This window comes from Arsenophonus endosymbiont of Bemisia tabaci Q2 (assembly GCF_902713415.1).
Lineage (GTDB): Bacteria > Pseudomonadota > Gammaproteobacteria > Enterobacterales > Enterobacteriaceae > Arsenophonus.
In genome coordinates this window covers 1-11303 of the sequence record NZ_CACTIE010000141.1, presented here as the reverse complement: position 1 = coordinate 11303, position 11303 = coordinate 1, and the positions used below count along the sequence as shown (strand labels likewise).

The 11303-nt window shown below is 38.5% G+C and carries 12 protein-coding genes and 5 pseudogenes; 16 read left to right on the top strand and 1 reads right to left on the bottom strand.

The genetic code is table 11. The features are described 5' to 3' along the window. Window positions 1-186: 186 nt before the first annotated feature. From lolA to rraA, 15 genes and pseudogenes are all read left to right on the top strand, one after another. Window positions 187-804, top strand: coding sequence for an outer membrane lipoprotein periplasmic chaperone LolA (gene lolA / locus ARSQ2_RS07870; protein WP_181994954.1), 618 nt, complete (start codon window positions 187-189; stop codon window positions 802-804). 1 nt (window position 805) lies between these two features. Next, window positions 806-2150: pseudogene (locus ARSQ2_RS07865) on the top strand (replication-associated recombination protein A). 109 nt (window positions 2151-2259) lie between these two features. Further along, complete coding sequence (serS, locus tag ARSQ2_RS07860; protein WP_181994953.1) at window positions 2260-3552, top strand: serine--tRNA ligase; 1293 nt, start codon at window positions 2260-2262, stop codon at window positions 3550-3552. A gap of 207 nt (window positions 3553-3759) precedes the next feature. Continuing rightward, window positions 3760-3981, top strand: a complete 222-nt coding sequence (locus tag ARSQ2_RS07855) for an IS630 transposase-related protein (RefSeq protein ID WP_181994952.1) — start codon at window positions 3760-3762, stop codon at window positions 3979-3981. A 34-nt stretch (window positions 3982-4015) separates the two neighbouring features. After that, a complete protein-coding gene (locus ARSQ2_RS07850; RefSeq protein WP_181994951.1) occupies window positions 4016-4159 on the top strand; it encodes a hypothetical protein in 144 nt (47 codons plus the stop codon). After that, complete coding sequence (locus ARSQ2_RS13760; RefSeq protein WP_181994950.1) at window positions 4143-4472, top strand: transposase; 330 nt, start codon at window positions 4143-4145, stop codon at window positions 4470-4472. Before ARSQ2_RS07850 ends, ARSQ2_RS13760 begins: the two co-directional genes overlap by 17 nt. Window positions 4473-4596: 124 nt before the next feature. After that, window positions 4597-4791: a transposase gene (locus tag ARSQ2_RS13755; RefSeq protein ID WP_181994949.1), complete on the top strand. Its 195-nt coding sequence runs from the start codon at window positions 4597-4599 to the stop codon at window positions 4789-4791. Continuing rightward, complete coding sequence (locus ARSQ2_RS13750) at window positions 4731-4856, top strand: hypothetical protein (protein ID WP_255487655.1); 126 nt, start codon at window positions 4731-4733, stop codon at window positions 4854-4856. The genes ARSQ2_RS13755 and ARSQ2_RS13750 overlap by 61 nt, the downstream gene beginning before the upstream one ends. 67 nt (window positions 4857-4923) lie before the next feature. After that, window positions 4924-5058, top strand: a pseudogene (locus ARSQ2_RS14865) (substrate-binding domain-containing protein); the annotation flags it as partial. Window positions 5059-5317: 259 nt separating this feature from the next. Further along, entirely contained in the window at window positions 5318-5782 is a 465-nt protein-coding gene (locus ARSQ2_RS14295; RefSeq protein ID WP_338078274.1) for a hypothetical protein, read from the top strand. Window positions 5783-5796: 14 nt separating this feature from the next. Then, entirely contained in the window at window positions 5797-5985 is a 189-nt protein-coding gene (locus ARSQ2_RS14290) for an SPOR domain-containing protein (protein WP_338078273.1), read from the top strand. Window positions 5986-6127: 142 nt separating this feature from the next. After that, a complete protein-coding gene (hslV, locus tag ARSQ2_RS07825; RefSeq protein WP_181994947.1) occupies window positions 6128-6658 on the top strand; it encodes an ATP-dependent protease subunit HslV in 531 nt (176 codons plus the stop codon). A 10-nt stretch (window positions 6659-6668) separates the two neighbouring features. Continuing rightward, window positions 6669-8000: an HslU--HslV peptidase ATPase subunit gene (gene hslU, locus ARSQ2_RS07820; RefSeq protein ID WP_181994946.1), complete on the top strand. Its 1332-nt coding sequence runs from the start codon at window positions 6669-6671 to the stop codon at window positions 7998-8000. A gap of 90 nt (window positions 8001-8090) precedes the next feature. Continuing rightward, window positions 8091-9013 (top strand): annotated as a pseudogene (locus ARSQ2_RS07815) (1,4-dihydroxy-2-naphthoate polyprenyltransferase). 155 nt (window positions 9014-9168) lie between these two features. Continuing rightward, window positions 9169-9631 (top strand): annotated as a pseudogene (gene rraA, locus ARSQ2_RS07810) (ribonuclease E activity regulator RraA). Between the two features lie 114 nt (window positions 9632-9745). Here the strand turns inward: rraA and zapB are convergent. Then, complete coding sequence (zapB, locus tag ARSQ2_RS07805; RefSeq protein ID WP_181994945.1) at window positions 9746-9988, bottom strand: cell division protein ZapB; 243 nt, start codon at window positions 9986-9988, stop codon at window positions 9746-9748. A 322-nt stretch (window positions 9989-10310) separates the two neighbouring features. Here zapB and ARSQ2_RS07800 point away from each other — a divergent pair. Then, window positions 10311-11150: pseudogene (locus ARSQ2_RS07800) on the top strand (MIP/aquaporin family protein). Window positions 11151-11303: the final 153 nt, after the last annotated feature.

The following is an 11303-nucleotide window of genomic DNA, read 5'->3' as shown; positions in this document are numbered from 1 at the left end:
TATAGCTGGGCGACTTTAAAATGATTACAAGTAATGACTCTATATCAGTAAATTTATATTGGAGAAAAACATATATTTTGTAATCAAAATTAAGACGCTTAGCTATAACAGCACCACCGACAAGACATTGATTTAACATATTATCTTAAAACCAATAAATATGATGGATAAAAAGGTCATTACTTAATGAAAAAATTGATAATGCTAGGCTTGTTAGCGATAACTTTTCATATTAGCCAGGTATGGGCAGATGCCGCTTCTGAACTGCAAATGCGCCTAAATAAAATAAATAGTTTTCATGCTAATTTTACTCAAAAGGTGACCAGTGCTGATGGTGATTTAATTCAGCAAGGTGAAAGCCAGCTATCGATCAAACGGCCAAATTTATTTAACTGGCATATGGTAGCACCAGATGAAAGTTGGTTAGTTTCTGATGGTACTAATCTTTGGTTTTATAATCCTTTTGTTGAGCAAGTTACGGTAACTTTATTGAGTCAGGCAACGACGGATACACCGTTTATGTTGATAACCCGTAATGATCCGCAGGATTGGAAACGTTATCAGATTAGTCAAAATGATAATGATTTTCTGCTAACAGCTACCCAAAATAAGGGAAATTTGAAACATTTTTCCATTACTGTTCAGCCTGATGGCACTATTCAACAATTTACGGCGGTAGAGCAAGATGGCCAGATGAGTTCATATCAGCTAAAAGGCCAGCAAAATAGCCATGTTGATGACAACAAATTTAAATTTTATCCACCACAAGGTGTAACTGTTGATGATCAAAGGTCAAGTAGGTGAGGTGACTAATTTACCACTTGATTTTTCATCTAATGAATTTCAACTATTGCCCGCAAAAATGCGGCCAATCAACTTAGAGCAATATATTGGCCAGCTCCATTTATTACCTAAGGACAAGCCACTCGCGCGCTATTGGTGCAGGCCAACTGCATTTCATGATTTTGTGGGGGCCTCCAGGTACCGGAAAAACGACCCTTGCTGAAATTATCGGTCACTATGCGGATGCCGCCATTGAAAAGATACAGCGGTAACCTCAGGTATCAAAGAGATCCGCAAGGCGATTGAAATTGCTTGCCAAAATCGGCAATTAGGGCGAAGAACGATTTTATTTGTTGATGAAGTTCATCGCTTCAATAAAAGTCAACAAGATGCCTTTTTACCTCATATAGAAGATGGTACGGTAACGTTTATTGGCGCCACAACAGAAAATCCTTCTTTTGAGCTCAACTCAGCCTTACTTTCACGCACGCGGGTTTATCTACTGAAACTGCTTGCTTTCTAATGAAGAAATTGTCATGGTTTTTCAGTAGGCAATGGAGGATAGAGAATGTGGTTATGGTGACCAGAAAATTATTTTGCCCGATGACACCCGTGACATGATAGCCCAATTAGCCAATGGTGATGCCAGACGAGCATTAAATTTACTGGAAATGATGGTCGATATGGCTGAGATCAATGATAAAGATCAGCGAATATTAGCCGTAAATTTACTAAAAGAAGTTAGTGGTGAAAGAAGCGTTCGTTTTGATAATAAAGGCGATCGTTATTATGATCTCATTTCCGCACTACATAAATCTGTCCGTGGCTCTGCCCCCCATGCAGGGCTTTATTGGTATGCCGGGATTATCACTGCTGGCGGTGACCCTTTATATGTTGCTCGTCGCCTGTTGGCTATTGCCTCTGAAGATATAGGCAATGCTGATCTGAGAGCAATGCAAGTTGCGATAGCGGCGTGGGATTGTTTCACCCGTGTTGGTCCAGCGGAAGGAGAGCGAGCCATTGCCCAAGCAATTGTCTATTTAGCTTGTGCTGCTAAAAGTAATGCCGTTTATAAGGCTTTTCAGGCCGCTATAACAGACGCAAAGCAACAGCCAGATTATGATGTCCCCTCTCATTTAGGTAATGCACCGACTAAATTAATGAAAGAGATGGGCTTAGGTCAAGAATATCGCTATGCTCACGATGAGCTTAATGCTTATGCTGCTGGTGAAAATTACTTTCTCGCCGAGATGCAAGAAACACGTTATTATTTTCCATCAAATCGTGGTTTAGAAGGAAAAATTAGCGAAAAATTATCCTGGCTGACTGAATTGGATCAAAATAGCTTAACAAAACGCTATCGTTAAAAATCTCAATGGGGTGATGTAGCCAGATCAGGCTAAAAAAGTGTTAAGTGTCAGAGAAAACTGGCAAGTTGTTTTTATTTTTAAACCATAATAATTTTACAGGTTAAGCATGCTCGATCCAAATTTACTGCGTAATAAGCTAGACGTAGTTGCTGAAAAACTAGCTCGTAGGGGATTTATTCTCGATGTAAATATGTTGCGTAAACTAGAGCAAGAACGCAAAGATTTACAAATTAAAACAGAAAGCTTGCAGGCAGAACGAAATTCCCGCTCGAAAACCATCGGTGCAGCAAAAGCGCGCGGTGAAGATGCTGAAGCTTTACGTAAGCAAGTTAACCAGTTAGGTGAAGAGCTGGATAGTGCTAAAAGTAAACTAACGCAAATACAGGATGACATTCGTAATATTACTTTAAGTTTACCCAACTTACCTGATGACAGTGTACCAGACGGCAACGATGAAACCGACAATGTCGAAATTAGTTGTTGGGGTGAACCGCGTCAATATGATTTTACCATTAAGGATCATGTGGCATTAGGTGAATTAACTGATGGTTTGGATTTTTCGGCTGCAGTAAAAATTACTGGTTCCCGTTTTGTGGTCATGAAAGGCCAAATTGCGCGCTTGCATCGGGCATTGACCCAATTCATGTTAGATTTACACACCGAAGAACATCGTTATACGGAAACTTATGTTCCCTATTTAGTTAATCATGCCACCCTTTATGGCACCGGCCAGCTACCCAAATTCAGTGAAGATCTTTTTTATACCAAACCATTGGAAGAACAGGCATCAAATCAGCAATATGCGTTGATCCCAACCGCGGAAGTGCCGGTAACTAATCTAGTTCGGGATGAAATTTTAGCGGCAGAAAGTTTACCTCTCCGCCTGACAGCGCATACTCCCTGTTTTCGTTCTGAAGCCGGCTCTTATGGCCGCGATGCGCGCGGCCTGATTCGTATGCACCAATTTGATAAAGTTGAATTAGTGCAGATAGTAGAGCCAGAAAAATCGATGGCAGCACTGGAAGAATTAACCGGCCATGCAGAAAAAGTATTGCAATTGTTAAAATTGCCTTACCGTAAAATTGTTTTATGTACTGGCGATATGGGTTTTGCAGCTTGTAAAACCTACGATCTGGAAGTATGGCTACCGGCCCAAAATACCTACCGCGAAATCTCTTCTTGTTCAAATACCTGGGACTTCCAGGCACGTCGCATGCAAGCGCGTTTCCGTCATAAAGAGGATAAAAAACCACAGTTAGTGCATACCTTAAATGGCTCTGGTTTGGCTGTTGGTCGTACCTTGGTGGCGGTAATGGAAAATTATCAGCAAGCTGATGGACGGATTGAAGTGCCTGAAGTTTTACGTCCTTACATAAAGGGGTTAGAGTATATTGGCTAACGCAATGAGCGATGTTATTCAAATAGCGACGCTTGTGATCAATAAATAAACTTGTCGGTAATATTCAGCGAATATCAGCCAAATGTAATCAGACATAATATAAAGCTACTGTTTAAAAGTAGCTTTATTTATTATTGCAGATCGGCCATGACAAAAGTGCTGAGCAGATATATAGCTAAGCGACTTAATTTTGATAAGATTATTTATATGAGCTATTCAATTGATTTTAGACGTACAGTGATATTTACGATGGAAGAAGAAGGGTTAAGTATCCGAGAAACAGCGAAGCAATTTCGGATTGGCTCTGCATCTGTATCTCGTTGGATTAATCAAATAGAGCCAAAAGCGTCGACTACGTGTCAGCAAAAAATCGATAAATCCGAATTGATAAAAGATCTTGAACAATATAGCTGGGCGACTTTAAAATGATTACAAGTAATTACTCTATATCAATAAATTTATATTGGAGAAAAACATATATTTTGTAATCAAAATTAAGTCGCTTAGCTATATTATCCAGATGCTTACCAAAAAGAGCGTGCAGAGGGTTTTGGCGTTTGTCAGAAGGCCATTTGGCAAGCTCTTAAAAAATGGGATTGACCTATAAAAAACTCTACGTCATGCGAAAGCCGACGAAAACACTCGACAAACGTTTCAACAAAAAACAACAGTATGAAAAAGAAGGAAAGCATATTGTTTTTATTGATGAAAGTGGTTTTTCACACGATACCCCGCGGACTCACGGCTATTCCCCGAAAAGTCAACGGTGTTTTGGTCTCAAGAACTGGGGAGCTAAAGGAAGAACAAATGTTATCGGCGCTTTATTGGGCAAAACGCTGTTTGCTATCGGATTATTTGATATCAATATTAACAGCGATGTTTTCTATTTATGGGTCACCCAAGTCCTTATCCCAGTATAGCTAAACGTCTTAATTTTGATTACAAAAATATATGTTTTTCTCGAATATAAATTTACTGATATAAAGTAATTACTTGTAATCATTTTAAAGTCGCCTAGCTATACTTCCTAAAAACAGTGTAATCATGATGGATAATGCAACTTTTTACAAGAAACAGAGTATTCAACAAGTCATCATCGATGCAGGGCATATGGTGGAATATTTGCCTACTTATTCGCCAGATCTTAATCCAATTGAACATAAATGGGCACAAGCTAAATGCAAAAAAAGAGCGCTCGGATCCGACACAGATATTTTGTTCGCACTCAATATGATATAATCAAAATTAAGTCGCTTAGCTATACCAAGGTGGAGTTGAAGGCACAAAAAAACTTTTTGCATTAACTAAGCCACCTAAGCCACCTAAGCCACCTAAGCCACCTAAGCCACGTAGCGTAATTTTTGCCATAATGACATTATGGCTATTGGTGCTATATGGCAGACCAAAGGTATGGGGTTAACCTTACCAAGAGATTTATCTATTATTGGATTTAGCAATCTCAATTTTGCACAATATAGTGAACCAGCTCTCACCACAATCGAGTAACCTCGTTTTGAAATTGGTCGCCAGGCAATATTACTATTTTTAGCGAAAATCGAAGGCCACGGAATAGATAAAAATGCAAAACTGCTAGACTGCCATTTAATTATCCGTGATAGTGTTTTTCCACCTAAAAACTAGTCAAAAGTGATTAGGTTAAGTAACCTATAACGAATTAATGTAACTTTTTATTAATTAGCGAATTGAAAAGTGGCACAAAAAGATTACGTGAGACGAGGGCGCAAAAGGCCTCGTAAGAATAAGCATGCAGGCAAAAAAAATCAAATCAAGGATTGCCGAAAACAACCCTTTCTGTCGCTATTGCCATCGTAATTGTCTTTATTCGTGGCTTATTACATTACGCAAAATAAACGCGTTCCTTTGCTTAACAAAACAACTTCACCTAACAGCAATCAGCCAGTCAAAAGTCTACCTCCTAAACCAAGAAGAACGCTGGCGTTACATAAAAGAGCTGGAAAAGCGGGGCTCTGATCTACCAAACTTTAACCACTCAACCAAATCAAATGTTAATAACACGACCGAGTTAACCAATGAACAGCGTCAATTTCTTGAACAGATTGATGCGGATAGACGCAATCCCACCACAAATCTATCCGAGGTGCCTAATAATGATAATGTTCCCCGCTCACACGTGATCATTAATGGCCCACCAATAGAATCACCTCTGCGATTAAAACCCGCACCACAAGCCCCAACAACCAACAAATAACCAACAAAAAAATAGTGGTACAATGCGGCTCATTTAAGAACCTGGAGCAAGCAGAATCAGTTAAAGCTAACCTGGCCTTTTCAGGTTTAGAGAGTAGGATTAGCTCGACTGAAAGTTGGCATCGCGTAGTTCTTGGGCCTTACAATCAAGAACCAGGAGAAAAAATACGTGACCGAGCTAAATCTGTCGGCGTATCCGGCTGAATTCTTCGTACAAGTAAGGGTTGAAAAATAATTATTATCCCCCATTTACATTCCTAATAGCGTAAATACTGACTTTTTACGTAATAAAAACCTAAAAAGTATGTTTACATAGTCTCCTAATAAAATAACCAAGGGCTGACTCATGACTACAATCGTAAGTGTTCGCCGTAATGGTCAAGTTGTAATTGGTGGTGATGGACAGGCGACGATGGGTAACACCGTCATGAAAGGGAACGTCCGTAAAGTGCGCCACCTTTATAATGATAAAGTTATTGCGGGCTTTGCAGGCGGTACTGCTGATGCATTTACACTGTTTGAACTTTTTGAACGAAAACTAGAACTTCACCAAGGACACTTAACGAAAGCCGCTGTTGAATTAGCTAAAGATTGGCGTACTGATCGTATGCTGAGAAAACTTGAAGCGCTTTTAGCTGTTGCAGATGAAAACAGCTCATTGATCATTACAGGTAATGGCGATGTTATTCAACCAGAAAATGATTTGATCGCTATTGGTTCTGGTGGTGCCTATGCACAAGCCGCTGCGCGTGCATTGTTAGAAAATACAACAATGAGCGCACGTGATATTACAGAAAAAGCGTTAAATATAGCGAGTGATATCTGTATTTATACCAACCATAATTTTAACTTTGAAGAGCTCTCTTCAAAATCTTAAGGATTTAAACATGTCTGAAATGACGCCTCGTGAAATTGTCAGTGAATTGGACAATCATATTATTGGTCAAGACAAAGCAAAACGTTCTGTCGCTATTGCGCTACGTAATCGTTGGCGTCGTATGCAACTTGATGAAGCACTACGTCAGGAAGTAACACCGAAAAATATTTTGATGATTGGCCCAACTGGTGTGGGTAAAACTGAAATTGCCCGTCGTTTGGCAAAACTGGCTAATGCTCCCTTTATCAAGGTAGAAGCAACAAAGTTTACTGAAGTCGGTTATGTGGGTAAAGAGGTCGATTCTATTATTCGTGATTTGACTGACGCTGCTGTAAAAACGGTACGCCTGCAATCTATAGAAAAAAACCGTTACCGAGCAGAAGAACTGGCCGAAGAACGTATTCTTGATGTTTTATTACCTTCGGCTAAAAATAATTGGGGAAAACCTGATCCTAATGTAGAACCTTCTACCGCACGTCAATCTTTCCGTAAAAAACTAAGAGAAGGTAAGCTGGACGATAAAGAAATTGAAATTGAGGTTGCTACTACACCGGTAGGCGTTGAAATTATGGCTCCTCCTGGTATGGAAGAAATGACCAGTCAATTGCAATCTATGTTTCAAAATCTGGCAGGGCAAAAACATAAACCCCGTAAGATGAAGATCAAAGAAGCCTTCAAAATATTGATCGAAGAAGAAGCAGCAAAACTGGTCAATCCAGAAGAACTAAAACAGCAAGCCATTGGTGAAGTTGAACAACACGGCATTGTTTTTATCGATGAAATCGATAAAATTTGTAAACGTGGCGAAACGTTTGGCCCTGATGTCTCTCGAGAAGGTGTACAACGTGATTTGCTACCTTTAGTTGAAGGCTGCACCGTTTCTACTAAACATGGGATGGTAAAAACTGATCATATTCTGTTTATCGCTTCTGGTGCATTCCAGGTTGCTAGTCCATCGGATTTGATCCCCGAGCTACAAGGCCGATTACCCATCAGAGTGGAACTACAAGCGTTGACAGCAGAAGACTTTAACCGTATTTTAACTGAACCAAATGCCTCTTTAACTATACAATATAAAGCATTGATGGCAACCGAAGGTTTAAACATTAAATTTACGCCAGAAGGTATTAATAAAATTGCTCAAGCAGCATGGCAAGTCAACGAAAAAACAGAAAATATTGGTGCTCGTCGATTACATACCGTTCTTGAGCGATTGATGGAAGACATCTCTTTCGATGCTAGTGAATGCAATGGTCAAGACATTATAATTGACGCTGATTACGTAGCTAAGCATCTAGATGAACTAGTTGCTGATGAAGATCTGAGTCGATTTATTTTATAATCTGGCGTCGTTAACTTTGCTGATTATAATCTTGGATGGGGGGCTAAGCCTCCCATTATTTTTATAACAACAAACTTGTGGATTAATTACATGAATTTAATCACATCAAGAAAGCCTATACAAATAAAGGTGTGGCTAGAAAGTTTACGCCCCAAAACACTTCCGTTAGGTATTGCGCCAATTATAACGGGTTCTGGATTAGCTTATTGGTCTGGCACTTTTACTCTCTCTATTGCATTATTAGCTTTACTCACTGCTGCTGCACTACAAATTCTATCCAATCTGGCTAATGATTATGGCTATGCGATTAAGGGCAGTTATACCGAGGAACGATTAGGGCCATTACGAGGTATACAAAAAGGAATTATTAGCCTGGCAGAAATGAAAGTTGCCCTAAAAATCACTATCTTTATTTGTTGTTTATGTGGCTTAACTCTGATCATAGTCGCTTGTCGAATGCCAAAGGATATTATTGGCTTTCTGATACTCGGCGTTATCGCTATAATAGGAGCCATCACCTACACCGTGTGGAAAAAACCTATGGATATATGGGGTTTGGCGACATCTCAGTGTTGTTCTTTTTTGGTTGGTTAAGTGTGATCGGAACTTACTATCTGCATACTAACCACTTTAATTTGATGATATTATTGCCAGAAACAGCTTGTAGATTGCTGTCAGTAGCAGTACTAAACGTTAACAATATGCGTGATATAGAAAATGATATTAAAGCCGGTAAAAATACCTTGGCTGTTAGATTAGGCACTAAAGGCCCTCGAAAGTATCATGCGGCACTCATCTTAATTGCCATTTTTTGTTTAATTCTGTTTAGCTTGTTATATCTTCATCACTGGACGGGTTGGTTATTTTTGCTCGCTATACCGATGTTACTAAACCACATAAAGAGAGTTATCCATGATACCACCGCGCTGGGTATGAAACCTTTATTGGAAAATATGGTAAAAGCGGCATTGCCGGCTAATATTCTATTTTCTGTTGGACTTATTTTAAATTAATTATTGTAATTTTGATTTTTCTTAGTATTTTTATCAGCTATGTTTTTGCAAAAAATAACCAGATAAAGATATACTGAACTTCCCTTGTACTTAAAATAGACCGAAATCCTATGAAATATGATACTTCCGAGCTTTGTGATATCTAACAAGAAGAGGTGAATGTGGTAGAACCTTGATTCGCTAACTTTGGCGTGCGTAGTTCATTTAGTGGTCAAATCGTAACAGTGAAATGTTTTGAAGACAACGGCATCATCTACGATTTACTAGAAGAACAGGGGGAGAGTCAAATTCTATTAGTTGTGATGGTGGCGGCTCTGTACGTAAGGCGCTAATTGATGCTGAATTGGCAAAATTTGCCATGAAAAATCAATGGGAAGGCATTATTATTAATGAATTAGTAGAATTAGATATCGGTATTCAAGCAATCGCTCCCATTTCGGGAGGTTTTACCAGTGAGGGTATCGGAAAAAGTGATGTGCGAGTCAATTTGGTGGCGTCACATTCTTTACAGAAGATTATTTGTACGCAGATAATACCGGTATTATCTTTTCCGAGCATCTATTACTTTTAGATGATGTAGATGATGAGTCAAACAACGATCAAGATATTGAAGACTAATACTCTTTCAGCTAAAAACAAACATTGTTGTATTATTCAATATCTATCAATTAAGTAGCAATAAGGGCAACAAATTTTGCCCTTATTGCTACTTTTTATAATGTAATCTGACGATTACTGAACATCTTCCATTCGACCTAATAGACCGCGTAAACGTTCTTGCCAAGCATACTGTTCTTGTTTTAAATTCTCATTTTCATGAGTCACCGTTCCATGTTTCTCTTTAGCACTCGCTACTTCTTGATACAAAATATTATTTTTCTCTTTAAGTTCATTAACTTCCATCTGAAAAAGTTTAATTTTTTCAATAGCTTGTTGAACTTTAGTTTCTAACTTTTCAAAAACTTCAAATGACATTCTTTCGTCCCCTTTTTTAGCAATGCTACGATTGTAAGTAGCCTTCTTACGTCTGTCTAGTTGAAAGCTCTCGATAAATGTCGATTTAACCTTAATTATTTCTATTTATACAACTAATTGCAAAAAATACATCAACTAGAATGTCAGTTTGATTACTTTATCAGAGCGATTTCGCTCATTTTTTTGAAGTGATCCAACATATTTGATCCCATTATTTCCGTTTACGTTCATTTAACGATAAATTTTTCAAAGTTTTCTTAGGAAATAACAAATAAAAGATCAATTTTATTGCTTAGTATGCATACTTTTGTAGGATAAAAATATGAGTAAAATTACTTCACCAACGCTGACAGGTCAATGTATCTCTGAATTTTTAGGTACTGCCTTACTGGTCTTCTTTGCCCTGGGCTGTGTTGCTGCTACGCGTATTGCAGGCGCACAACTAGGTTTATGGGAAATCATTATGATTTGGGGATTTGGGGTGGCTCTAGGCGTTTATCTTACGGCAGGTATTTCAGGAGTGCACTTAAATCCGGCGATTACCGTTACTTTTTGGTTATTTGCCCATTTTGATAGAAAAAAGTACTGCCCTGCATAAATGCAGGGAGGCTTCGTCGCTGTCGCTCTCATTTATGGGTTGTACTTCGAACTATTTCTAGATTATGAAAAATCACACCATATAGTACGTGGTTCACCAGCAAGCTTATTTACTGCCGGTGTTTTTTTACTTATCCAGCAGGCCAAATTAGCGTCCTACAGGTATTTCTGGTTGAAGTTGTTATTGCTATTATCTTGGTTTGTATGATATTAAGCTTAACTGATGATAACAATGGGCATACCCCGTGGCCCACTAGCATCACTACTTATTGGTATTCTGATTGCACTTATTGATAGTTCATTTGCCCCACTTACCGGTTTGGCATTAAATCCTGCTCGCGATTTCGGCTCCAAACTCATAGCTGATCTGGCTGACTGGGGTGATATTGCCTTAACCGGTGAACGAGATTTCCCTTATTGCATAATTTCCTTAACGGCATCTTTTTTTGGCTTTATTCTCGGTGCTTTTGCTTATAGCAAACTGATTGGCTACCATTTACCTATTATGGCAAATCAAAACAAAAAAATAAAGGCTAAAATAATTCAAAAAAATAATATGAAGTAAATTGGACAATTATTATGACAACTGAAACACCAACAACAAAAAAATATATTATCGCACTTGATCAAGGTACCACTAGTTCACGAACCATTATTTTTGATTTTTGATCATGATGCTAATATAGCTAAGCAACTTAATTTTGATTACACCATATTG

What these genes read in the sequence shown, in the direction of transcription:
- lolA (WP_181994954.1), top strand. Translation starts at nt 187, where the DNA reads ATGAAAAAATTGATAATGCTAGGCTTGTTAGCGATAACTTTTCATATT.
- serS (WP_181994953.1), top strand. Translation starts at nt 2,260, where the DNA reads ATGCTCGATCCAAATTTACTGCGTAATAAGCTAGACGTAGTTGCTGAA.
- ARSQ2_RS07855 (WP_181994952.1), top strand. Translation starts at nt 3,760, where the DNA reads ATGAGCTATTCAATTGATTTTAGACGTACAGTGATATTTACGATGGAA.
- ARSQ2_RS13760 (WP_181994950.1), top strand. Translation starts at nt 4,143, where the DNA reads ATGGGATTGACCTATAAAAAACTCTACGTCATGCGAAAGCCGACGAAA.
- ARSQ2_RS13755 (WP_181994949.1), top strand. Translation starts at nt 4,597, where the DNA reads ATGATGGATAATGCAACTTTTTACAAGAAACAGAGTATTCAACAAGTC.
- ARSQ2_RS13750 (WP_255487655.1), top strand. Translation starts at nt 4,731, where the DNA reads ATGCAAAAAAAGAGCGCTCGGATCCGACACAGATATTTTGTTCGCACT.
- ARSQ2_RS14295 (WP_338078274.1), top strand. Translation starts at nt 5,318, where the DNA reads ATGCAGGCAAAAAAAATCAAATCAAGGATTGCCGAAAACAACCCTTTC.
- hslV (WP_181994947.1), top strand. Translation starts at nt 6,128, where the DNA reads ATGACTACAATCGTAAGTGTTCGCCGTAATGGTCAAGTTGTAATTGGT.
- hslU (WP_181994946.1), top strand. Translation starts at nt 6,669, where the DNA reads ATGTCTGAAATGACGCCTCGTGAAATTGTCAGTGAATTGGACAATCAT.
- zapB (WP_181994945.1), bottom strand. Translation starts at nt 9,988, where the DNA reads ATGTCATTTGAAGTTTTTGAAAAGTTAGAAACTAAAGTTCAACAAGCT.